The organism is Roseococcus sp. GW821-FHT12F05, from assembly GCF_058806835.1.
In genome coordinates, this window is record NZ_JBXAQB010000006.1 from 24,973 (window position 1) to 47,843 (window position 22,871).

Below are 22,871 nucleotides of genomic sequence, written 5' to 3' on the forward strand. Positions count from 1 at the left end.
GCAGGATGAGCGTGTTGCTGCAGGCGGAAGGGCTCGCGGCCGACGAAGGACATGCCGAGGATGCTGGTGAAGCTCAGCCCGGGGAGGGCGCGGGCCGCGAAGGCCTCGGCATCACCGGCGGCCCAGGCGCGGTCCTGCTCGGCGATGAGTGCCTCGATGATGCGCCGCTCGGCCGCGTCGTCTGCTATGTCCAGAATCAAGGCGGTTCCCTTCCGGTGGCGCCGGCGCTTTGGCGCTTTCCTTCCGGAGGCGGAACCATGGAAGCCAGGAGACGAGACATGGCCACGGATCCCGTCGCGCTCATGCGGCGCAATCTCTTCGAGGTGTTCGGCAATCACGACGGCGAAAGCCGCCGCAGGGCGATCGGCGAGCTCTTCACCGAGGACTGCGTCTTCTCCGATCCGCACGGCCGGCAGGTCGGCCAAGATGCGCTCGACCGCGCTGTCATCGCCCTGCATGAGGCGACGCCAGGTTTCGTGTTCCGCGAGATGGGCGAGGCCCAGGCGATCCCGGATGCGGGACGGCTGAGCTGGGGCTACGGCCCGGCGGGCCAGCCGCCGGTCGTCACCGGCCAGGACCTGGTCGTCTTCCGCGAGGGCAGGATCGCCGCGCTCTATACCTTCCTCGATCAGCCGGGCGCCTGACCGCCCCCCGGCTCATCCAGCCCCAGCCGCATATGGGCGGGCAGGTAGAGCGAAAGCTTCTCCGGCGCTTCCCAGCTCTCGTCGTCGAGCCGGACGAAGCCGTTCGCGGCGAACAGGTCCTGGCAGAGCCGGTTCTTGCCGGTCTGCCGGAGCCGCGCGCGGACGGCCCCCACCTTCTGCCAGTTCCGGATCGTGCCGAGCGCGGTGCCCAGCAGCGCGCGCTCCACCTCCATGCCGAAGACGCGGCAGCTCATCACCACCTGCTCGATCACGTTTCCCCGGAGCACCGCCACGGCCACGATGCCGTACTGGGTGTACTTGTCCCGCGCGGCGAGGTGCAGCAGGCAGCCGCCTTCCGCGAGGAAGCGCTGCATCCCCGCCGGGCTCCAGCGCTGGCCCGTGGTGTTGTACTGGTTGGTCTTGTTCAGCAGCTCGAAGCAGCGCCCGAAGGCGGCATCCGCCTCCGAGGAGACGGCGCCGAGCCCCACCCGCAGCTCCAGCCCCGCCAGGTAGGCCGCCGGATCCAGCGCGGTGCGCTCCTCCTCCCGGCGGATCTGCGCCTGGACCATGCCGGTGCGCGTGAGGGCCTCCGCGTTCACCTCGGCCCGCTGGGTTTCCGCCGACCACAGCAGGATGCGCCGCCATTCGGCCGCGGGGGCGTCGATCACCCGCAGCTGGGGCAGGGCCTGGCGCACCTCGCCCCGCTCCAGCGGGTTGTCGTCCACGAAGACGGCGCTCTCGGGCAGCAGGTTCACCGCCTCGAGGATCTCGCGGATGTTCCCGGCCTTCGGGGCCCAGTTGATGCGGCGGGCCACGAAGTTCTCGATGGGGAAGAGGCCCTGGTAGAGCCGCTTCCAGGCGTCGAGCACGACCGCCTCGTCGTTCCGGCTGACCAGGGCGACCAGGACGCCGCGCCGCCACAGCTGGTCCACCGCCTCCAGCACGCCGAGCGGCCAGCCCTCGGTCATCTCCGGGCCGATCCGGCTCTGCTCGGCGGCGATGCCGCGCCAGAGCGTGTCGTCCAGGTCGAAGAGGACGATCTTCACGCTGTCCTGCTGCAGCACGGTGCGGTGCATTGCCAGCACCTCCGCGAAGACCGTCTGCACGAAGGACCGGGTCCGGCGGGTGTAGATCAGGTCGACCTCGCCCACGTTCTCGATGCGGTTCGCATCCTGCCAGAGCCCGATCGGCACGAGCACGCCGCCATGGTTGCTGTGCAGCACGCTGTCGTCCTGCACGTAGCGGCGGCCGATCGTGGCGCTGATGGCGTCGATGTCGACGCACTGCACGCCCGGCCTGCCTTCGCACAGGGTCCAGAGGTGGCGGTTCAGCTCCTCGACCATATGGGCGAGGTTGCAGAGGGAATAGCGCGGCAGCATCCGCCCCGTGATGTTCTGCTGGGGCACCAGGAAGTTCGCCACGTAGCAGCGCAGGCCATGGGCGCGGTGGTACGCCAGCGCCTGCTCGAGGTTCCGGCGCAGCCGCTCGCAGGCCTCGCGGAACACGGTCTGGTGCCGCGCGAGGTCGTCGGCGCGCAGGCCGAAGAAGGTGCCCTCGTGCAGCACGCTGCGGAGCGGCAGCTGGATGATGGCGAAGTCGATCTCCGCGGCCTCTCCGGCGGTCAGCGGCGGCAGGGAGGAGGCGTGGTTGAAGGGCATGTGGTCGACCGCGAGGTCGATGCCCTGGCCGGCCGCGTATCCGGGCAGGATCCTCGGCCATTCGTCCATCAGGCAGGAGCCGATGAGCACGACCTTCATCCGGCGCGCCCCGGGCCGCGACAGGGCATCCGGGACCCTGTAGCGCGCGTCGTCGAGGCCGGGGCGGTCCTCCTGGATGCCGATCCGGGTCTCGAAGTTCCGCTTGAATTCCTGGGAGCCGAGGAGCTCGCGCGTGTAGGCGGCCGCGGTGAGCGCCCGCGCGGCGGTGCCGCTGACATAGGTGGGATCGCGGCTGGGACGCTCGAGGATGAGCTGGAACAGCCGCTCCACCTCCTCCTCGGTCAGGATCTTGTTCGCATCCGGCACCACAGGGGTCGGGGAGGCCGTGAGCGATCCTGTGTCCATGGCCGGTTCCTGCCTGTTCGCGGACAATATGGAGCAATGCGCCGGGCGTGGGCAGCGGCATGCCGCACCGCGGCATGCGGCTTCGCCGGCCGGCGCCCGGCCGGGATGATGGAGGCCGGACCCAGGCCGGGCCCGACGGGAATCAGGGTTGAGCGTCCTTCTGGAGGTCGATGCAATGGCGCATCACCTCCGCGCCCGACACGTTCCATGTCGTGATGCCGCCGACCATCATGACCTGCACGAGGCCCTCGGCCAGTTCCGGCAGGGTCAGGCCCAGCCGCATCGCGGCCGCCGCGTGGTTCCTGGCGCCCGTCGTCTGACCCGCCAGGGTGTCCAGCAGGGCGAAGATCAGCTCCTTCGTCTTGAGGTCGAGCGCGCCGCCCGCTTCCCGGTCCCGCATGACGAAGGACCGCATCAGGCCGTAGCCCGCGAAGGCGCCTGGCGCGTGCTCCGCCATCAGGGCGAAGTTCGGCGGCAGCCGGCCGAAGGTCGCCATGAAACTGTCGATGCCCTGCTGGATCGCGTCTTCCGTGATGTCGGCCATGTCTTCTCCGTGCCCTATGCGCCGTCACGATGGAGGCTTATCCCGGGCACGTCATCCACCCGCGCGGGCGGCCTCGCGGCAGGTCGCACGTCGTGATTACCGCGTCCCGGCTCCGGACAAGTCCGGAACCGGCCGTCACGGATTCGCGGGCTGGAGGCGCTGTCGCGCTGACCGATTTTGGATCGTTCCCCCAAACCTCCGTCCCGCCGGGAGTCCGGAGAACCGCTCAGGGTGATCCAGGCGAAAGAATACTCTACCTGGTGGAGAGCCGCACCCAAAACAGGAAGACCCGCCATGGCCGATCCAGCCGCGACCAACCCAGCACCAGGAGAGCGTGTGCTGCGGACCTCCAAGCCGGAAGAGGGATCGGGCAAGGGGGATCTTTGGGCGCTGGTCGGGGCGGTGGGCTACCTTCTGCTCGGGATCATCGTGCTCGGCTGGATCATCACCTAGGAATTGCCGATCGCTCAACGGGCTCGCTGGCCCATTACCGGCTGATCCCCAACGCCAGCGCGAACGCGATGATCGTCAGGATGATGACGATCATGGAGAGGCGAAAGCCGGACATGGGATCTCCTTGCGCAACAGCCGCGACAAGATAGAGCCGGATTTGGTTGGGCTTCACCTCTTCCGGCCCCTCCTAGGCGATGGCGATGCCTGGTGGTCCCGCTGCTGCACGAGTGGTGCGAACCGGCAGGCTCGAGGAAGGGGGCGGGAGGGGTGATGGGTCATTCAGCCAGGGCAGTCACGATTGAGGTCTGGCTTCCCGCATCCGGTTGCAGGTTTGTACGACGCTCCCGATCGGGCTGCGTGGGTGAAGTTTGCGGGCGATTTCGTGGGCCGGAAGCCCCATCGCGCTGAACGTCGGGTTTTCTGAGGGTCCCTGGCTCCGTCTGACGTAATAGGGCGCGGCCAGCGCGCCGGCGCGGACGTTCTCGTTGCGGGTGATGAGGGCATGGCCCACCTCGAGGAGCGCATTGTCCCCGGTTGGTGAGGCCGAGGATCCGTCGGCGCTCGTCCAGCCAGGACACGGACTGGAACTGCCGGCTCTGCTCACCGGCGGCATTCTGGCCGGAGAGGAAGCTGCCCGAGGAACCCATCTGGCTGACGACGATCATGGGCCTCAGGCCGTAGATCGAGGGCCGGTTGTTCGGATAGCTCTCGTCGAAGACGGTCGCGGCCTCCGCGCTGCTTGCCACGGTAGGCGGCGGACCTGGAAACTACGGGTCCGACTTCACCAGACGGACGGGATCTTCGGGGGCACCATCTTCAGTCGGACAACGCGCTTGGCAATTCCACACACCTCGACGCGGTATCGCGCCGCTGTAACTTGGCTCGTGCATGGTACAGCCCGATGGTCGATCATGACTGCAAGCAGGAATGGGCGAGATGCACCTCCCTCAGCCAGTGCTCTTGTTCTGGGGAAAGGCGCGACCGGGAGAGGACTCGCGAAGTACATTTCATCCCCTCGTCTGCCATTCCCTGGACGTTGCTGCCGTCGCCATGGAGCTCGGAAATCCAGTCGGGGGCTTGCCCGCCTCAACCCAGGCCTTTCTCGTCGCGCTGCACGACATCGGCAAATTCTCCCGCTCCTTTCAGGCCAAGGCGCCCCAGGCCTGGCCGGCCGGGGCGCTGGGTTCCTTCCGATCCCAGCCCGCCGATCCCGGCCATGACACCAGCGGTTTCGCCCTCCTGCGGGACGAGCATCTCGCCGACCTGCTCGCGCCCCTATTTCCCGGCTGGCACCCGTCCTGGACCGACAGCCTGCTCCGCACCGTGACCGGTCATCACGGTCGGCCGCCGGGGGAAGACCGGCCCACGGAGGCGCAGATCGGGCCCGACTCCCGCAAGGCGGCCACCACCTGCGCCGAGGCCTTTTGGGACCTCCTTGCGCCGGAGCCGGTGACGGCCAGACTCTGGAAGCGCCATGGCCAGGCCCTGGCCTGGCGCCTCGCCGGCCTGACCACGCTGGCCGATTGGATCGGCTCGGACTCCGCCCATTTCCCCTATGCGACGCCCGAGGCGGCGGCAGACCTCCCGGCCTACTGGGCCCAGGCCCGCCGGGCGGCGAAAGAGGCTGTAGCGGCGAGCGGCCTCGCGCCGGCCCGCGCCGCGCCGTTTCGGGGGATCGCGCGCCTGCTGCCGGCGATCCGCGAACCATCCCCCCTGCAGCGCTGGGCCGCCGACGCCGTGCTGCCGGAGGGGCCGGTCCTCGCCGTGCTGGAGGACATGACCGGCGCCGGCAAGACCGAGGCCGCACTGCTTCTCACGCACCGGCTACTGGCCGAAGGTCGCGCCGACGGCCTCTTCGTCGCGCTGCCGACCATGGCGACGGCCAATGCCATGTACCGCCGCATGGCCGCGGCCTATCGCCGCCTCTTCGCGGAGGGCGCCGCGCCCTCGCTGGTGCTGGCGCATGGGCGGGCGGCGCTGGATGCGGGCTTCACGGCCTCCATCCTGCCCGGCATGGCCGATCCCGATGACCTGTCGGGAACGGACCCGGCCGGGGAGAGCGCCGGCGCGCAATGCGCCGCCTGGCTCGCCGACGACCGGCGCAAGGCGCTGCTGGCCCAGGTGGGAGTGGGCACCATCGATCAGGCGCTGCTCTCCGTCCTGCCGGTGCGCCACGCGCCGTTGCGCCAGCGTGGCCTGGCCCGGAAGGTGCTGGTGATCGACGAGGCGCACGCCTTCGACCCCTACATGCAGGAGGAGCTGGCGCGGCTGCTGCACTTCCACGCGGCGCTGGGCGGCTCGGCGATCCTGCTCTCGGCGACGCTGCCTTTGAAGCTGCGGCAGCGGCTGTCGGACGCCTGGCGCGACGGGCTCGGGGTGCTGAGGGCGCCGCTCTCGGCCATGGAATATCCGCTGGCGAGCCTGGTCGCGGGATCTGGCGTGCGGGAATGCCCGGTCCTGCCGCGCCCCGGCACCGCGCGGCGCGTGCCCGTGACGCGGATCGGCACCGAGGCGGAGGCCTTTGCGCGCATCCGCGCGGCGGCGGCGCGGGGCGCGGCGGTCGCCTGGGTGCGCAACACGGTGGACGAGGCCATCGCCGCGGCCGCGGCGCTGCGGGCCGAGGGGCTGGAGCCGCTGCTCTTCCACGCGCGCTTCGCCATGGTGGACCGCCTGCGCATCGAGGAGGAGGTGCTGGCGCGCTTCGGGAAGGACGGCGATCCGGCGCGGCGGAAGGGCGTGCTGGTGGCGACCCAGGTGATCGAGCAGAGCCTGGATCTGGACTTCGACCTGATGGTGACGGACCTCGCGCCCGTGGACCTGCTGATCCAGCGCGCGGGGCGGCTCTGGCGGCATGGCTGGCGCGCCGGCCGGCCCTTGGAGAAGGCGGAGCTGCTGATCCTGTCGCCCGAGCCGGTGGCGGCGCCGGGCGCGGACTGGCTGGCGGAGCATCGCGGCACGGCGGCGGTCTATCGCGACCCGGCCCGGCTCTGGCGCGGCGCGCGGGCGCTCTTCGCGACGGGCGCGATCGCGGCGCCGGAGGGGCTGCGCGCGCTGATCGAGGCGGCGGCGGAGGGCGAGGAGCCGGACGGGCTGCGCCGCGCGGCGCAGGAGGCCGAGGCGAAGCGCCTGACGGCCATGGCCCAGGCCGAATGGAACCTTCTGGACTTCGAGAAAGGCTACGCAGCCAGCGCCGGCCTCTGGGCCTCGGAGGAGCGCACGCCGACGCGGCTGGAGGAGCAGGAGCAGGTCACGCTGCGGCTCGCGCGGCTGCAGGACGGGGCGGTGGTGCCCTATGCCGAGGATGCGGACGCGCGGCGGGCCTGGGCGCTGTCCGAGGTGGTAGTGGCGAAGCACCGGGTGGGCGAGGTGGAGGTGCCGGAGGCGCATCGCGCGGCGGCGGAAGAGGTGCGGGCGCGGTGGGGAAAGTGGGAGCGGGATTCGCCGCGGATCAGGCTGGCGCTGTTGGTCGGCGGAGGTGGGGAAAGCGCGAGTGTAGTCGGTAGTCCCTTGTCCTATCACTCAAGAACTGGTTTTTTACTGATTTATTCTCGAAGCATCATAGAATAATTCAAAATTCATATAATAATAGGAGTATGAAGGGGGAAGCGAGTGGTCGAGGTACCGCAGAATCTTCTAAAGGCGGCATGGCTTCCCGCCTGCCGTGCATCGGGCGAGTGCCTTCTGATCCGTCCGACCCAGATGGTGGAAGTTCTGGAAGATGATCCGGTCGTCGCCATCGCATGGCCCCGTGCGGACTTCCGCATCGCCACCCTGGAATTCCTGATCGGCCTCCTCGCCACCGCCTTCCCGCCGGAGGACGAGGTCGCCTGGACCGAGCTCTGGCACTCTCCGCCCACGCCCGAGGCGCTGGAGTCCGCCTTCGCCCCCTTCGCCCATGCCTTCAACCTGGACGGCCCCGGCCCGCGCTTCCTCCAGGACCTCGAGGATCTCACCTCCGATCCGGAGCCAGTCGAGCGCCTGCTCATCGAGGCGCCGGGCGGTAGCACCACCTCGAAAAACACGGACCTCCTGGTGAAGCGCGGCCGCGTCGCCGGCCTCTCGCGCCCGGCGGTTGCCATGGCGCTCTACACGCTGCAATCCTGGGCGCCCGCCGGCGGCGCCGGCAACCGCACGGGCCTGCGCGGTGGCGGTCCCTTGGTGACACTGGTCCGGCCCGAGCGCCCGAGCCTCTGGCACCTGCTCTGGGCCAACGTCCCCTGCGGCAAGCCCCCCGCGCCGTCCGAGCATTCGCACGTCTTCCCCTGGCTCGCGCCCACCATCACCTCCGAAGGTGCCCGCGTGGTGACGCCGGGGCCGGAGGCGCATCTGCTTCAGGCCTTCTGGGGCATGCCGCGCCGCATCCGGCTGGATTTCGAGGCGCTGGACGCGCCCGCCGCCTGCGACCTCACCGGCATGCCCGACACGGTCCGCGTCACCGGCTGGCGGCAGCGGCCGCGCGGGGCGAACTATGCCGGCTGGAAGCACCCGCTCTCGCCGCACTACCAGACCAAGCCGGGTGCGGGCTGGCTGCCGGTGCATCCGCAGCCCGGCGGCATCGGCTATCGGCATTGGCTCGGCCTGGTCGTGGAGGAGAAGGGGCAGCGCCAGCCCGCCGCCGCCATCGCCAACTGGCGCGAGAACCGCCAGCGTGCGGCCCGCGAGGGCCGGAACACCCGGCTCCTCGCCGCCGGCTTCGACATGGACAACATGAAGGCCCGCGCCTTCGTGGAATCGGAGATGCCGCTGCCCGGCGGTCCGCCGGAGGAGCGCCGGCGCCTCGATCAGCTTGCCGTCGCCTTGGTACACGCGGCGGAGAAGGCCGCGGGCCTCCTTCGGTCTGCCGTTCGCCATGCGCTCTTCGCGCCCGGCGCCACCGTCAAGCTCGACGCCGAGGGGCTGGCCAGTCTGCGCGAGCGCCTCTGGGCCGCGACCGAGGCGGATTTCTTCGAAGCCCTCCGCACCGCGGCGGAAAGGCCCGGCGTGCTGGGCGGCGAGGAGAAGGAACGCGCCGCCTGGGCCGACCGCCTGCGCCGCGTCGCCCTTCCGCTCTTCGACGAGGCCGCGCCGCTGGATCCCGAGACCGGCGCGGAGGCCCCGCGCATCGCCGCCGCGCGGAAAAGCCTCATCTTCGCCCTCACCGGCTGGGGCAAGGCGGGGAAGGAGCTCTTCACGACCCTGTCCCTCCCGCTGCCCGAGTCCGCCCGGAAAGGAAAGGCCGCATGATCGCCGAGCCCGGCAAGGCCCGCCTCTGGTGGTGGCGCCTGCAGCCCAAGCCGGATACCGGCGACCCCGGCAACCGCGCCGCGCTGGCGCGGCTGCGTCGCCGCGCCAGCCTCGCCGAGGCGATGATGGACGAGAACGCCATCGCCCTCTTCCGCGAGGTCGGGGCCGAGGGCTCGGAGGAGCTGCCGAAGGTCGCGCTCCTGGCCGTGGTCCTTGCGTACGTCCGCGAGGACCGGCGCGGCGCGCCCGTCGCCCGGCTGCTCGGCCCCGATCGGCCGGACGCGCCGGAGACCGCGCTCATGTCCCCGCTCCGCTTCACCCGCCTGCTGGAGGCCGCCACGCCCGACGACCGCCTGACCGCTTTCCGCCGCATGGTGGCCCTGGCCGGCGGCGCGCTGCCGGTCACCGATCTGTCCCGCTCGCTGCTCGGCTGGACCGAGTGGCGCCGCCGTCGTTGGACCTATGCCTACTGGGATGCCGGCCCCCCCAGCGCCGACACCCCCGAAGAAACCGAGGAAACCCCCGCATGAGCCGCTTCCTGCAGCTGCATCTGCTCACCTTTTTCCCGCCCGCCAACCTCAACCGCGACGACCTCGGCCGGCCCAAGACTGCGGTGGTGGGCGGCGCCACGCGGCTGCGCCTCTCCTCCCAGGCGCTGAAGCGCGCCTGGCGCACCTCCGAGGCCTTCCGGGCCGCGCTCGACGGTCATATGGGCGAGCGCACCCAGCGCCTCGGCGAGGCCATCCGGGACCATCTGCTGGGCAAGGGCGCCGACGAGGCCAAGGCGGTGAGGATCGCGCGCGAGATCGCCCCCGTCTTCGGCAAGCTGAAGCCGGAGAAGGACGCGAACCCCACGCGCACCGAGCAGCTCGCCTTCATCGCGCCGGAGGAGCGCACGGCCGCGCTGGCGCTCGCCGACCGGCTCGCCGCCGGCGAGAAGGTGGTGGTGAAGCCGGACGAGATCCTCGCGCGCACCGACACGGCCGCCGACATCGCGCTCTTCGGCCGCATGCTGGCCGACAACCCGGACTTCAACCGCGAGGCGGCCGCCCAGGTCGCGCATGCCATCACCACCCACCGCGTCACGGTGGAGGACGACTACTACACCGCCGTGGACGACCTGAAGACGCCGGCCGAGGATGCCGGCGCGGGCTTCGTGGGCGAGGCGGCCTTCGGCTCCGGCGTCTTCTATCTGTACATCTGTGTGAACACGGAGCTGCTGGTCCGGAACCTCGGCGGCGAGACGGATCTGGCCACTACGGCGCTCGGCGCGCTGGCCGAGGCGGCGGCCACGGCCGCGCCGCGCGGCAAGCAGAACAGCTTCGCCGCGCATGGCCGCGCGCACTACGTCCTGGCAGAGAAGGGCGACCGCCAGCCACGCACCCTCGCCGGCGCCTTCGCCAGGCCGGTGCAGGGGGAGGATCTGATGGACGCCTCGATTGCCGCGCTGACGGGCTTCCGCAAGGCCATCGACCAGGCCTACGGGCAGGCGCCGGAGGCCGAGAAGGTGATGCAGGTCGGCGTCGAAGGCCGCCTCGCCGACATCCTCGCCTTTTGCCGTGGCTGAGTTCCTCACCTTCGCCCTGGTCGCGCCGCTGGCGAGCTTCGGCGACCTCGCGGTGGGCGAGCGCCGCTCGGGCTTCGACCGGCCGGCCCGCTCGGCGGTGCTGGGGCTGGTCGGCGCCTGCCTCGGGCTGGAGCGGTCGGACGAGGAGGGACAGTCGGCGCTGGCGGCGGGCTACGGGCTGGCCCTGCTCTGCCGCAGCGCGGGCCGGCTGCTGGCCGACTACCATACCGCCCAGGTGCCCTCCTCGCAGCGCGGCCGGCGCTTCCGCACGCGCGCCGAGGAGCTCGACGCGCCGGAGCTCAACACCGTGCTGACGCGGCGCGACTATCGCGTCGGCGCTTGGCACCTCGCCGCCCTGCGGGCGCGGGAGGGGGCCCGCTGGCCCCTCGCTGCGCTGGCCGGGGCGATGGAGCGCCCCGCCTTCACGCCCTATCTTGGCCGGAAATCCTGCCCGCTCGGCCTGCCGCTCGCCCCCGCCATCGTTGATGCCGAGGATGCCGTGGCGGCGCTGCTGCGGCGCGAGGCCGAGGGCGGGGAGGCCGGCTTCCCGCTGCTGGCCGATTCCCCGGCGACCAGCCGCCGCGTCGTCCTCGACGCCGACCTGATCGACGACGGGGACCCGCGCATCCTGCGCACCGAATGGCGGCGCGACGAGCCGGTCTCCCGTGCGCGCTGGCAGTTCGGCCTGCGCGCCGAGGCGGTGGTGGCGCCATGACGCTCCACCTCTCGCGCCTCACCCTGCGGCGCGACGGCTCGGCGGCGTCGCTGGCCGCGCTGCTGCTGCCGGACGGCGAGGCGTCGCAGCGGCTGGATGCGGGCCATCGCCTCATCTGGAGCCTCTTCGCCGACGGGCCGGAACGCCGCCGCGATTTTCTGTGGCGCGAGGAACATCCTGGGCGATTCCTCACCCTCTCCTCACGTCTGCCGGTGGATGCGCACGATCTCTTCCGCGTGGAGTCCAAGCCCTTCGAGCCTAGCCTCCAGGCGGGCGAACGGCTGCGCTTCTCGCTGCGCGCCAATGCCACCGTCTCGCGCGGCGCGAAGGGCGGGCGCGGCCAGCGGCACGACGTGGTCATGAACGCCATCCGCGACATCCCCAGGGGCGAGCGCGCGGCATCGCGTCAGGACGCCGTCCTCACCGCCGGCCGTGCCTGGCTGGCCGCCCAGGGTGAGCGGCACGGCTTCGCGCCGGTGGGCGAGGTCGGCGTGGACGGCTACGAGACCATCCGCCTGCCGCGGTCCGGCCAGCGCAAGCCGGCCAGCTTCGGCGTGCTCGACTTCGAGGGCGAGCTGACCGTGCGCGACCCCACGACCTTACTTGCCCAGCTCTCGCGCGGTTTCGGCCATGCGCGGGCCTTCGGCTGCGGCCTCATGCTGATCCGCCGGGCCTGAGATGAGCGGTCGCGCGCTGCCCGGGCTGCCGCCGCCGCGTCCGATCCCGATGCGCGAGCGCGCCTCCATCCTCTTCATCGAAAAGACACGGCTCGACGTGCTGGATGGTGCCTTCGTGCTGGTCGATGAAGCCGGCATCCGCACGCACATCCCGATCGGTGGCCTCGCCTGCCTGATGCTGGAGCCGGGCACGCGGGTGAGCCACGCCGCCGTGGCGCTGGCCGCGCGCGCCGGCACGCTGCTGATCTGGGTGGGTGAGGCAGGTGTTCGGCTCTACGCCGCCGGGCAGCCGGGCGGTGCGCGCTCGGACCGGCTGCTCTACCAGGCGCGGCTCGCGCTCGACGACGAGGCGCGGCTGCGCGTGGTGCGGAAGATGTATGCGCTGCGCTTCGGCCAGGAGCCGCCGGCGCGGCGCTCCATCGACCAGCTGCGCGGCATCGAGGGTGTGCGGGTGCGCGAGATGTACAAGGCGCTCGCCAAGCGCTTCGGGCTGCGCTGGGAGGGCCGCCGCTACGACCCGGACGAATGGGATGGCGCCGACACGATGAACCGCTGCCTCTCGGCCGCGACGGCGGCGCTCTACGGCGTGACGGAGGCGGCCGTGCTGGCGGCCGGCTATGCGCCGGCCATCGGCTTCCTGCACAGCGGCAAGCCGCAGAGCTTCGTCTACGACATCGCCGACATCCTGAAGTTCGACACGGTGGTGCCGGAGGCCTTCCGGGTGGCCGCGGCGGCCGAGGCGGGGCGGCCGCTCGACGGGCGGCCGGTGCTCGATCCGGTGGCCGAGGTGCGGCGCCGCTGCCGCGACGCCTTCCGCCGGGCGGACGTGCTGGCCCGCCTGATCCCGCTCATCGAGGAGGTGCTGGCCGCGGGCGGTCTGCCGGTGCCCGAGGCGGCGCCGGAGGCCATGCCGGTGGCGATTCCGCCGGCGGAGGGCGGGGGCGATGCTGGTCATCGTGGTTGAGAACGCCCCGCCGCGGCTGCGGGGGCGGCTGGCGGTCTGGCTGCTGGAAGTGCGCGCGGGGGTCTATGTCGGCGCCTATGGCCGACGGGTGCGCGAGATGATCTGGGGTGAGATCTGCGCCCATATCGAGAACGGCAATGCGGTGATCGCCTGGGCGGCGCCGGAGGATGCCGGCTTCGCCTTCGACACCTGCGGCGCGAACCGGCGGGTGCCGGTGGACCTTGACGGGTTTCGTCTGGTTTCCTTCGGGGCTGAGGCGGCACTTCCGGCAGAGCCGGGGCCGGCCTCGCTGCCGCAGCGGCGGCGCGGCCGGTAGCGAGAACGGATGTTCCAGTCGGTGGGTTGATTGACAGTCGAATCTGGATTGTGAATCAAATGCTTCTGGGAAGAGTGTTCCCCGCGCAGGCGGGGATGAACCGTCGGAGGCGAGGTCCATACACGCCCGGATCGCGTGTTCCCCGCGCAGGCGGGGATGAACCGGCCACCACCGCCGTGTCGCGATAATCGATCTCGTGTTCCCCGCGCAGGCGGGGATGAACCGTCACCACGCCGCCAGCGCCCGTCAGGGGCGGCGTGTTCCCCGCGCAGGCGGGGATGAACCGAGGGTCACGTTTAGGAGGCGAGCTATGGCGAGGTGTTCCCCGCGCAGGCGGGGATGAACCGGACCAGCCCCCGACCCTGCAGCCCGCCTCGGCGTGTTCCCCGCGCAGGCGGGGATGAACCGCTTTTATTCAGGAGAACCCGCCGTTCGAGCGGGTGTTCCCCGCGCAGGCGGGGATGAACCGACCCGGGCGACAGTACGGACTACTTGGTCCCGGTGTTCCCCGCGCAGGCGGGGATGAACCGGACTTGACCGACCGCTTCATCAGGACCGCGCCGTGTTCCCCGCGCAGGCGGGGATGAACCGAGCTGCAGCTCGACCTTCGTGAACGCGGCGCCGTGTTCCCCGCGCAGGCGGGGATGAACCGCCTGAGCCGCCGCCGATCGACACTCGCTGGTGGTGTTCCCCGCGCAGGCAGGGATGAACCGGGGAACGACCCTTTCGCGCTCACCATCGACGAGTGTTCCCCGCGCAGGCGGGGATGAACCGTGGCCGGCGAGGCCGCATTGCCGATGGCGGTCGTGTTCCCCGCGCAGGCGGGGATGAACCGATCCAATCGACCCGGCCTCGCTGGCGGCGGCGCATTCTCCGCACACGCATAAAGAACCGACGCCTCCACCGCCGGCTTGGCGCAGCCGATAGCGAAGCGCTTCGGAACTCGCGTCGCTGCGAGCATTCGAGAGCTGCTGGCGATCCTGCATGGTAAGCACCTCCACCTATGACGCCTTCCACCCATGCTCCCGCCGTTGCGCGGGAAGCGGCCGGACGCGCAACCGCAAGACGGCTTCGCCGTCGACGGCAGGGCTACTTAACCCCCCCTGGCTAGCACCCTGGATCTCGCGATCTCGGAGACCATGCAGTTGCTCACCAGCGTTTTCGCCCTGTCAGCCCTCCTCGCCGTCTCGCCGCACAAGCCCAGCGCCGCTGCATCGCGACTGACGATGATGCCATGCGCTGCGGCGCCGAACGCATCCGCAATCAGGGCCTGGACGCGCCGGATGCATAGCCGCTGCTCAGCCGATATCCGGGCGGCCCACGCCGCCCAATAGCGTCTCGCCGAGCTGATCGCTGGCGACCTGAACCTCGAGCGCCACGGCTGCGACCAGACCGCCGCACCGGGGCCGTCCGCGACCGGTAGGGGAACGAGGTGGCGGCCGCCCTGGTGCGCGAGGGGCGCGCCGGACCCTACGACGGTCGCAGCCGGCGACAGGGGTTGTGCGATGGAGCATCCGGAAAGGCAGGCGACCTGCGGCACGTCGCGGGCATCCATCACCATCCACTAAAAGCCACTCCAAGCGCGCCGCTTCTGGTGGGGCCGAGATAGGCGCTTCGGCCTAGCAAATTGCAAAATCTGACGAGTTTCGGGGTCCCTGGCTCCGGCGGTAGGATTCGAACCTACGACCAACGGATTAACAGTCCGCTGCGCTACCGCTGCGCCACGCCGGATCGCCTTGGGCGGGAGCCTCTAGCAGCCGTTCGCGGGATGCGCAACACCGCCTCCCGGTCGCAGGGTCCACACGCGCCGCGCTTGTGCCGCAACCGGCCCGCGGCGCAGGATCGCGCCGGTGATTCCCACGAGGTCATCCCTGTCCCGCCTCCTGGCCTGGCTGCTCCTGCTGCTGTCGCCGGCGGCGGCCCAGGAGGTGGGAATCGCCGTCGGCAGTGCCTTCACCGCGCTCGATCCGCACTTCCACAACCTCATCCCCAATGCCGCGCTGAGCCAGCATGTCTTCGACCGGCTGCTCGACCCCGATGCGGGGATGCGGCCCACGCCTGGCCTCGCGCTCGAATGGCGGGCTGTCTCGCCCACCGCCTGGGAGTTCCGCCTGCGCCCCGGCGTGCGCTTCCACGACGGCACGCCCTTCACCGCCGACGACGTGGCCTTCACCTTCCAGCGCGCGCCCGCCGTGCCGAACAGCCCGTCCTCCTTTGGCTACTTCACCCGTCCAGTGCGGCGCATCGAGGTCGTGGACGCGCTGACCGTCCGATTCGAGACCGACGGCCCCGCGCCCCTGCTGCCCGCCTTGCTCCAGGGCCTGCCGATCACCGGCCGCCGACAGACGGAAGGCCGCACCACCGCCGACTTCAACGCCGGCCGCGCCGCGATTGGCACCGGACCCTACCGGCTCGTCTCCTTCGTGCCGGGCGAGGCGGCAGTCTTCGCGCGCAACGAGGACTGGCACGGCGGTCGCCCGGCCTGGAGCCGCGTGACCTACCGCTTCATTGGCCAGGATGCGGCCCGGCTTGCGGCGCTGCGGGCCGGCGACGTGGACCTCATCGACCAGGTGCCCACGCGCGACGTGGGCGCGGTGTCGCGCGATTCCCGGCTCGCGCTCTTCACGCGCCCCGGCCTGCGCGTGCTCTACCTCTCCCTCGACGGCTTCCGCGATGCCACGCCCTTCGCCGCCGATCTCCAGGGCCGGCCGCTGGCGGCGAATCCGCTGGCCGACCTTCGCGTGCGGCGGGCGCTCTCGCTGGCCATCGACCGCACGGCCCTCATGGCGCAGGTAATGGACGGGCAGGGCGTGCCGGCCGGGCAGTTCGCGCCCGCCGGCGCCGTCGGCCACGATCCCGCGCTGCCGCCCGACCCCTTCGATCCCGCGGAAGCCCGCCGCCTCCTCGCCGAGGCCGGCTTTCCGCAGGGCTTCGCCCTCACGCTGCACGGGCCCAACGACCGCTACGCGAACGATACGCAGATCCTGCAGGCGATCGCGCAGATGTGGACGCGGGTGGGCGTGCGGACGCGCGTGGAGGCACTGTCCTCGGCGGCCTATTTCGGGCGCGTGGCGCCGCGGCGGGAGTTCAGCGCAGGGCTGTTCGGTTGGGGCACCACGACGGGCGAGCCGGACAGCCCGCTCGCCAACGTCCTCGCGACCTTCGACCCGGCGCGCGGCCGCGGGGCCTTCAACGTCGTGCGCTGGTCGCGCCCGGATTTCGATGCGGCGCTGGACCGCGCCCTCGTCACGCTCGACCCCGCCGGGCGCGAGGCCGCCTACCGCGAGGCCATGGGCCTCGCGATGCGCGACCTGCCGCTCCTGCCGCTGCACCATCAGGTGAACATCTGGGCGGCCCGGCGCGGACTGGTCTTCGAGCCGCGCGCGGACGAGGTCACGACGGCGATGGGAGTCAGGCCGGCGCCTTAGGCTGATGCGAGAGGGCTTCGCCCCCTCGCGCTCCCCTACCAGGGACTACAAGTCCCTGGACCCTATGACTTTAGGTTCCGTCCTGCCCCGACAGCAGCGCCGCCACCCAGCGGCTGCCCTCGAACTGCCGGCAGACCGTCAGCGCCGCGATCAGCACCGGCACGCCGATGAAGGCGCCCGGCACGCCCCAGAGGAAGGCGCCGAAGAACACCGACAGCAGCACCATGAAGGGCGAGACCGCCAGCCGCTTCCCCGCCAGCAGCGGCTCGATGTAGCTGCCCGAGACCGACTGGATGACGTTCAGGCAGAGGAACACCACGACAGCCGTCTCCCAGGATTCGAACTGCAGGATGGCGAAGATCGTCGGGAAGAGCGTCGCGACCAGCGGCCCCAGGAAGGGGATGTAGTTCAGCACGAAGGCGATCACGCCCCATTCCGCCGCGAGGTCGAGCCCCATCAGCCGCGCGAAGCCCCAGACGGCCAGGCCCACCACCACGCTGATCAGCGTGCGTACGGCCATGTAGCTGCGGAACTTCTGGCCCGTCTCGATCGCCGCCAGCCGCAGCCGCGGCGCGACGTCGCCGGGGATGCGCGCGAGCTGGCGGTCCACCGCCGTCACCTCCAGCAGCCCCAGCACCAGGAAGACGACGGTCACCACCGAGAAGGCGAGGATGCCCTGCAGCCGCCCCGTCACCTCCTGGGCGATCAAGATGAGCCAGCGTGAGCTGAGCCCGTCCGAGAGCAGCCCCGCGACGGCGATGCCCTGCTCCTCGAGCCAGGCGATCTTGCGGGCGTAGAGCAGCTGGATCTGCGCCGAGTTGGTGATGACCCACTGCCCCACGCCCCCGAAGGCCCAGGCGATGAGCAGCGCCAGTGTCATCACGGTCACCAGGGCCACCAGCATCGCCGCCAGCATGGCGAGACCCGACGGCACGAAACGCGCCAGCCGCCGCTGCACCGGCCAGACCAGCGCGATGAGGAAGATCGCGAAGGCCACGGGCGCGAAGATGGATTGCGCGAGGTGCAGGGCCGCCGCCAACAGGATGGCCGCGCAGAGACCGATCATCATGCGAAGGCGTGTCCTACCCGTCCGGCGGGCGGAAGCTCGCATCCATCTCCCTGCCGGGCAACATGAGCCGCGGCGGTAAGGGCGCCATGCCCAGGATTTGGGACGGGAGGCGCAACCCTGGGACGGATTGCCGGTCACGCGGGGGCTGCCGAGGCGCTAGGATCAGTGAGAGGCTTGGGGATGGGCGGGTCAAGGATCGGGGCCAGGTCGCCGGATCCCATGGGCTCCGTCGCGGCCATGTGCCTTCGATTCGCGCTCCGTCGTTCCCCCAAAGGAGTGGCGGCACCGTGGCGAGAAGCAGAATCACCATCAAATCCGACACCACCAAACCGGCAGCCGATACGCCGCCTGTCGCCGAGCCCAAGGCCCGAGCGGCGCGCGGGCCGCGTCCCGCCAAGGCCGAGGCGGCCGAAGCCGCGCCGCCCACCGTGGCTGCGCCACCCGTCGTGGCCGTGACACCCGCACCGGAAGCCGTCGGCGCGCCGGCGCTTCCCGCTCCCGAACCCGTCACTGCTGCTTCGGCAGAGGTCCCCGAGGCTGTCCCCGAGGGCCGCAAGCCGCTCCTCGTCGATTTCGCGCTGCAGGGCGGCGGCTCGCATGGCGCCTTCACCTGGGGCGTGCTGGACCGGCTGCTGGAAGAGGAATGGCTGACCATCGAGGCGGTTTCCGGCACCTCGGCCGGCGCCATGAACGCCGCCGTGATGGCCGACGGCTTCGCCGCCGGAGGCCCTGCCGGCGCCCGCGCGGCGCTCGCCAAATTCTGGCGCGCGGTCTCCGACTCGGCGGCCATGTCGCCGCTCAAGCGCGGGCCGATGGACGTCCTGCTCAACCGCTGGACGCTCGACAATTCGCCCGCCTATGTGGCGATGGACATCATCTCGCGGCTCTTCTCGCCCTACGACATGCCCTTCGGCTCCAAGAACCCGCTCGAGGACATCCTCGCCGCCCACATCGATTTCGACCGACTGTCGCGCGCGCCCATCAAGCTCTTCATCACCGCGACCAATGTGCGCACCGGCCGCGGCCGGGTGTTCCGCAATGCGGAGATCACGCCCAAGGTCCTGATGGCCTCGGCCTGCCTGCCGCAGATGTTCCAGGCGGTGGAGATCGACGGCGACGGCTATTGGGACGGCGGCTTCGGCGGCAACCCGACCATGACGCCGCTGATCAACGAATGCGTCTCCGACGACACCATCCTGATCGGCATCAACCCGGTCGAGCGGCCGGGCATCCCGCGCTCCGCGCGCGACATCCTCAACCGCTTGAACGAGGTCTCCTTCAACGCGGTGCTGCTGAAGGAGCTGGAGATGATGGCGCTGCTGCGCCGGGCGGCGAGGGTGGCGGTGGAAGTCCACAAGTTGGCCGACGCGGCGCATTGGGCGGAGATGCGCCTGCATCTGATCAACAGCGATCTGGTCACGGGCCTCGGCTCCTCCTCGAAGCTCAACGCGGAATGGCCGTTCCTGACCATGCTGCGCGACGAGGGACGGCGGGCCGCCGAGGCCTTCCTGCTGGAGAAGGGCGAGAACCTGGGCACGCGCTCCTCGGCCGACATCGACCGCCTGTTGCAGGGCCATTGAGCCGTGGGCCTGCTCGGAATCCTGGCCGGCCTGGCGCTGCTCGTCTTCCTGGCCTTCCGGGGCTGGAGCGTGCTGCTGCTGGCGCCGATCGCGGCCCTCATCGCCGCCTGCTTCGCGGGTGAGCCGCTGCTGGCTCACTGGACGCAGACCTTCATGGGCAGCGCCTCGGGCTTCATCGCGCAGTTCTTTCCCCTGTTCCTGCTCGGCGCGCTCTTCGGCAAGCTGATGGAGGACAGCGGCGCGGTCTCCGCCATTGCGCGCTGGATGACCGACAAGCTCGGCGTGCGGCGGGCCGTGTTGGCCGTCGTGCTGGCGGGTGCGGCCGTCACCTATGGCGGTGTCAGCCTCTTCGTCGCGATCTTCGTGCTGACGCCGATGGCCCAGGCGCTGTTCCAGACGGCCGGCGTACCGCGGCGGCTGATGCCGGCGACGATCGCGCTGGGCACCTCCACCTTCACCATGTCGGCTTTGCCGGGGACGCCGGCGATCCAGAACGCCATCCCCATGCCCTTCTTCGGCACCACGCCCTTCGCGGCGCCGGGCCTCGGCCTCCTGGCCTCGGCGATCATGCTGGGCTTCGGGCTCTGGTGGCTGCAGCGGGCCGAGGCGAAGGCGCGCGCAGCGGGCGAGGGCTTCGGCGACCCCACTCCCGTGGCCGTGGATGCGGCGGCCGACGACCCCATCCTGCGCGAGCGCGCCTCCGTCTCGGGCGCCTTCGATCCGTCCGAGGTCCACAGCAGCGAGGACGCGCCGGGCGAGCCCCCCATCTGGATCGCGGCGCTGCCGCTGGTCGTGGTGGTCTTCGTGAACCTGCTGATGTCCTTCTTCGTCCTGCCGCGCTTCGATGCCGCCTTCCTCGCCGAGCCGCGCTGGGGCGGCACGACGCTCGCCGCGGTGGCCGGCGTCTGGTCGGTGGCGGTGGCGCTGGCGGCGGCGATCCTGGTGATCCTGGCCTGCAGCGCCCACCGGCTGCCCTCGATGCGCGCCACCATGGACGCCGGCGCCAATGCCGCCGTCCTGCCGATCTTCGCGGTGGCGAGCCTGGTCGGCTTCGGCGCGGTGGTCGCGGCCATGCCGGCCTTCGAGCTGGTGCGGGCCTGGGTGCTCGGCATCGGCGGCGGGCCGCTGGTCTCGCTGGCCGTCGCGACCAATGTGCTGGCGGCGCTGACCGGCTCGGCCTCGGGCGGGCTCACCATCGCGCTGGACGCGCTGGGGCCGACCTACATGCAGATCGCGGCGGACCAGGGGATCGATCCCGGCCTGCTTCACCGGGTCGCCGTGATCGGCGCGGGCACGCTGGACAGCCTGCCGCACAACGGCGCCGTCGTGACGCTGCTGGCCGTCTGCGGGACGACGCACAGGCAGAGCTACATCGACATCGTGATGGCCTGCATCGTCGGCGCGCTCATCGCGCTCGCCGTCGTGATCCTGCTGGGAAGCCTGGTGGGGTCGTTCTAGGCGGACGAGGGTTGAACCCTCGCCGCCGATCGGGAAGGAAGGAAGAACGTCATGGGTGTCCCATTCGCGGCCGAGCGCCGCCTGCTGGCGGAGGACGAGATCGGCCAGGTGATCCGCAGCCACTACCCCGAGCTGGAGGGGCTGGAGCGCGAGGAGCTGGTCGGCCTTGCCCGCTGGCTGCGCTCGCAGCACGGACGTATCAGGGACACGCTGCGCGACCGGCGCCGCATCCATCGCGGCAAGGCCGAGCCGCGCGGCAGCGCCACGGAAAGCGCCGGCGAGCGCTCGATGGCCGAGAAGAAGCAGGTCTTCGCCCGCGGGCTGAAGCGCGTGAACGCCCGGCTCGGGCTGCTCCGTGCGGAGGAGAAGCGGGCCCGCGCCACCGCGGCCCTGCGCGAGGCCCTGGCACGGCGCGGACAGACGGCCATCCACCATCCCGAGGCGGGCGCGACCGCGCGCGGCGGCATGCGGGCGCTTCCCAGCAGGCGCCGGCGTGGCATCGTGAGCGGCGGCCGCGTCGGCAGCGTGTCGCAGGCGGGCCGTGACGCGCAGGCCGCGCGCGACAGCCGCGGTTGAGGGGAGCATCGGGGAAGGTAATGGGGCGCTGGACTCTGAAGTGGACGAGGCGGCTGTCGCTGCTCGCCGTCGGCGCCTTCTGCGCCTTTCTTGTCATCCGCGCGGTGGACAGCCAACGCGGCCCGCCGCTCGAGCTCTGGCACAGCTTCGTGCCCGAGGACCTGCACGCCGAGCGCATCGACCAGCTCGACTGGGCCGGCTACCTCGCGGCGGAGGAGCGCACCTTCCAGCAGGTGCGCCGCGAGGTCACCGACCATCTGGAGCCCGAGCGCCAGACGCCGGACAACCGCTACTTCGCCGGCAGTCCCATCTATCCCGGCCATTTCACCCAGGACTGGAACCGTTCCTACGTCCTGGAGCCGGATGGCCAACCACGCGGCGCCGTGGTCCTGCTCCATGGCCTGACCGACGCGCCCTACAGCCTGCGCCACATCGCCGGCCGCTACCGCGACGACGGCTTCGTGGCCATCGGCATCCGAGTGCCGGCGCATGGCACGGTCCCCTCCGCACTGACCGACACCGTCTGGGAGGACTGGGCCGCCGCCACGCGGCTCGCCATGCGCGAGGCCCGGCGCCGGGTCGGGCCGAACGCGCCGATCCACATGGTCGGCTTCTCCAATGGCGGCGCGCTGGCGATGAAGCAGGCGCTGGACGCGATCGAGGATCCGCGCGTCGTGCGGCCCGACCGGCTGGTCCTGATCTCGCCCATGATCGGCATCACCGCCTTCGCGCGCTTCGCCGGGTTGGCGGGGCTGCCCGCCATCCTGCCGTCCTTCGCCAAGGCGGCCTGGCTGAGCCGCATCCCCGAGTTCAACCCCTTCAAGTACAACTCCTTTCCGGTGAACGGCGCGCGCCAGTCGCACCGGCTGACCCAGGCGCTGCAGCAGCAGATCCGCACGCTCTCCCGCGCCGGGCGGCTGGAGGGGCTGCCGCCCATCCTCACTTTCCAGTCGGTGATGGACTTCACCGTCAGCACGCGGGCGGTGATCTCGGCGCTGTACGAGTTCCTACCGGCGAACGGCAGCGAGCTCGTGCTCTTCGACCGCAACCGCAACACCAAGCTCGGCCCGCTGCTGCGCCCGGCCTTCGACGCGGTGCTGGCGCGCATGGTGCCGCCGGCGCCGCGCAACTGGCGCCTCACCTTCGTCACCAACGCCAGCGAGGACGAGGCGGAGATGGTGGAGCGCACCGTCGCGGCCGGCGCCACGGAGGAGGAATCGCGGCGCCTTGGCCTGCTCTACCCGCGCGACGTCTATTCGCTCTCGCATGTGGCGCTGCCGTTTCCGCCGAGCGACTCCCTCTACGGCAACCAGCCCGGGCCCGAGCCGGAGTTCGGCGTGAGCCTCGGCGCCATGGCAGCGCGCGGTGAGGTGGGCGTGCTGATCCTGGCGCTGGATTCGCTGATCCGCATCTCCTGGAACCCCTTCTACGACTATCTCATCGCCCGCATCGGCGAGGTGATCCCTCCGCGGGACGCGGTAGTCCGATGATCAGGAGTTTGGGACGCCAGGCGCAGGCTTGGGATGCCGTGCCAGTCCCACGGCGTGACCCAGGCGCTAACCAGGACAGGAGGAAAGATCCTCGGGGGAGGCCC

19 protein-coding genes, 1 tRNA gene and 1 CRISPR repeat array are annotated in these 22,871 nt (G+C 71.2%); of the genes, 15 read left to right on the forward strand and 5 right to left on the reverse strand.

Annotated elements, in window-relative coordinates; translation table 11 throughout:
* The first annotated feature begins 5 nt into the window (after nt 1-5).
* A complete protein-coding gene (locus AC1ROY_RS16435; RefSeq protein ID WP_493149933.1) occupies nt 6-644 on the forward strand; it encodes a nuclear transport factor 2 family protein in 639 nt (212 codons plus the stop codon).
* Here AC1ROY_RS16435 and AC1ROY_RS16440 read toward each other — a convergent pair.
* The gene (locus AC1ROY_RS16440) at nt 629-2,707 is read right to left on the reverse strand and encodes an HAD-IIIC family phosphatase (RefSeq protein WP_493149934.1); all 2,079 of its coding nucleotides are present in this window, start codon (nt 2,705-2,707) and stop codon (nt 629-631) included. The genes AC1ROY_RS16435 and AC1ROY_RS16440 overlap by 16 nt on opposite strands.
* A gap of 142 nt (nt 2,708-2,849) precedes the next feature.
* The gene (locus AC1ROY_RS16445; RefSeq protein ID WP_493149935.1) at nt 2,850-3,251 is read right to left on the reverse strand and encodes a carboxymuconolactone decarboxylase family protein; all 402 of its coding nucleotides are present in this window, start codon (nt 3,249-3,251) and stop codon (nt 2,850-2,852) included.
* A gap of 294 nt (nt 3,252-3,545) precedes the next feature.
* Here AC1ROY_RS16445 and AC1ROY_RS16450 point away from each other — a divergent pair, with 294 nt between their 5' ends.
* Complete coding sequence (locus AC1ROY_RS16450; RefSeq protein WP_493149936.1) at nt 3,546-3,704, forward strand: hypothetical protein; 159 nt, start codon at nt 3,546-3,548, stop codon at nt 3,702-3,704.
* 34 nt (nt 3,705-3,738) lie between these two features.
* Here the strand turns inward: AC1ROY_RS16450 and AC1ROY_RS16455 are convergent, their stop codons facing one another.
* Complete coding sequence (locus AC1ROY_RS16455) at nt 3,739-3,876, reverse strand: hypothetical protein (protein WP_493149937.1); 138 nt, start codon at nt 3,874-3,876, stop codon at nt 3,739-3,741.
* 764 nt (nt 3,877-4,640) lie between these two features.
* Here AC1ROY_RS16455 and cas3 point away from each other — a divergent pair.
* From cas3 to cas2e, 8 genes are read left to right on the forward strand one after another with little or no spacing between them, the layout of a single operon-like run.
* Nucleotides 4,641-7,271 carry a CRISPR-associated helicase Cas3' gene (cas3, locus tag AC1ROY_RS16460; protein WP_493149938.1) on the forward strand — a complete coding sequence of 877 codons (2,631 nt, stop codon included), beginning with the start codon at nt 4,641-4,643 and terminating at the stop codon, nt 7,269-7,271.
* Nucleotides 7,272-7,313: 42 nt separating this feature from the next.
* Nucleotides 7,314-8,927, forward strand: a complete 1,614-nt coding sequence (gene casA / locus AC1ROY_RS16465; RefSeq protein WP_493149939.1) for a type I-E CRISPR-associated protein Cse1/CasA — start codon at nt 7,314-7,316, stop codon at nt 8,925-8,927.
* Nucleotides 8,924-9,457, forward strand: a complete 534-nt coding sequence (gene casB, locus AC1ROY_RS16470) for a type I-E CRISPR-associated protein Cse2/CasB (RefSeq protein WP_493149940.1) — start codon at nt 8,924-8,926, stop codon at nt 9,455-9,457. Before casA ends, casB begins: the two co-directional genes overlap by 4 nt.
* Nucleotides 9,454-10,494: a type I-E CRISPR-associated protein Cas7/Cse4/CasC gene (gene cas7e, locus AC1ROY_RS16475; RefSeq protein ID WP_493149941.1), complete on the forward strand. Its 1,041-nt coding sequence runs from the start codon at nt 9,454-9,456 to the stop codon at nt 10,492-10,494. The genes casB and cas7e overlap by 4 nt, the downstream gene beginning before the upstream one ends.
* Nucleotides 10,487-11,209: a type I-E CRISPR-associated protein Cas5/CasD gene (cas5e, locus tag AC1ROY_RS16480; protein WP_493149942.1), complete on the forward strand. Its 723-nt coding sequence runs from the start codon at nt 10,487-10,489 to the stop codon at nt 11,207-11,209. The genes cas7e and cas5e overlap by 8 nt, the downstream gene beginning before the upstream one ends.
* Nucleotides 11,206-11,886, forward strand: coding sequence for a type I-E CRISPR-associated protein Cas6/Cse3/CasE (cas6e, locus tag AC1ROY_RS16485; protein WP_493149943.1), 681 nt, complete (start codon nt 11,206-11,208; stop codon nt 11,884-11,886). Before cas5e ends, cas6e begins: the two co-directional genes overlap by 4 nt.
* Before the next feature lies 1 nt (nt 11,887).
* Nucleotides 11,888-12,850: a type I-E CRISPR-associated endonuclease Cas1e gene (gene cas1e, locus AC1ROY_RS16490; RefSeq protein WP_493149944.1), complete on the forward strand. Its 963-nt coding sequence runs from the start codon at nt 11,888-11,890 to the stop codon at nt 12,848-12,850.
* Complete coding sequence (gene cas2e / locus AC1ROY_RS16495; protein ID WP_493149945.1) at nt 12,831-13,166, forward strand: type I-E CRISPR-associated endoribonuclease Cas2e; 336 nt, start codon at nt 12,831-12,833, stop codon at nt 13,164-13,166. Before cas1e ends, cas2e begins: the two co-directional genes overlap by 20 nt.
* A gap of 74 nt (nt 13,167-13,240) precedes the next feature.
* Nucleotides 13,241-14,001: direct repeats of the CRISPR family, unit length 29 nt; unit sequence GTGTTCCCCGCGCAGGCGGGGATGAACCG.
* 821 nt (nt 14,002-14,822) lie between these two features.
* Here the strand turns inward: cas2e and AC1ROY_RS16500 are convergent.
* Nucleotides 14,823-14,897 (reverse strand) — tRNA-Asn (locus AC1ROY_RS16500).
* A 119-nt stretch (nt 14,898-15,016) separates the two neighbouring features.
* On the opposite strand from AC1ROY_RS16500, the gene AC1ROY_RS16505 reads away from it, so the two are divergent.
* The gene (locus tag AC1ROY_RS16505; RefSeq protein ID WP_493149946.1) at nt 15,017-16,594 is read left to right on the forward strand and encodes an ABC transporter substrate-binding protein; all 1,578 of its coding nucleotides are present in this window, start codon (nt 15,017-15,019) and stop codon (nt 16,592-16,594) included.
* A 70-nt stretch (nt 16,595-16,664) separates the two neighbouring features.
* Here the strand turns inward: AC1ROY_RS16505 and AC1ROY_RS16510 are convergent, their stop codons facing one another.
* Nucleotides 16,665-17,663 (reverse strand): AI-2E family transporter, encoded by a 999-nt coding sequence (locus AC1ROY_RS16510; RefSeq protein ID WP_493149947.1) that lies wholly within the window; start codon nt 17,661-17,663, stop codon nt 16,665-16,667.
* A gap of 287 nt (nt 17,664-17,950) precedes the next feature.
* On the opposite strand from AC1ROY_RS16510, the gene AC1ROY_RS16515 reads away from it, so the two are divergent.
* The 4 genes from AC1ROY_RS16515 to AC1ROY_RS16530 are packed head-to-tail and all read left to right on the forward strand — an operon-like array spanning nt 17,951 to nt 22,767.
* A complete protein-coding gene (locus tag AC1ROY_RS16515) occupies nt 17,951-19,243 on the forward strand; it encodes a patatin-like phospholipase family protein (RefSeq protein WP_493149948.1) in 1,293 nt (430 codons plus the stop codon).
* A 3-nt stretch (nt 19,244-19,246) separates the two neighbouring features.
* Nucleotides 19,247-20,701, forward strand: coding sequence for a GntP family permease (locus AC1ROY_RS16520; RefSeq protein WP_493149949.1), 1,455 nt, complete (start codon nt 19,247-19,249; stop codon nt 20,699-20,701).
* 51 nt (nt 20,702-20,752) lie between these two features.
* A complete protein-coding gene (locus AC1ROY_RS16525; protein ID WP_493149950.1) occupies nt 20,753-21,277 on the forward strand; it encodes a hypothetical protein in 525 nt (174 codons plus the stop codon).
* A gap of 20 nt (nt 21,278-21,297) precedes the next feature.
* On the forward strand, nt 21,298-22,767 hold the full coding sequence (locus AC1ROY_RS16530; RefSeq protein WP_493149951.1) for an alpha/beta hydrolase: 1,470 nt from the start codon (nt 21,298-21,300) through the stop codon (nt 22,765-22,767).
* The last annotated feature ends 104 nt before the right edge of the window (nt 22,768-22,871 follow it).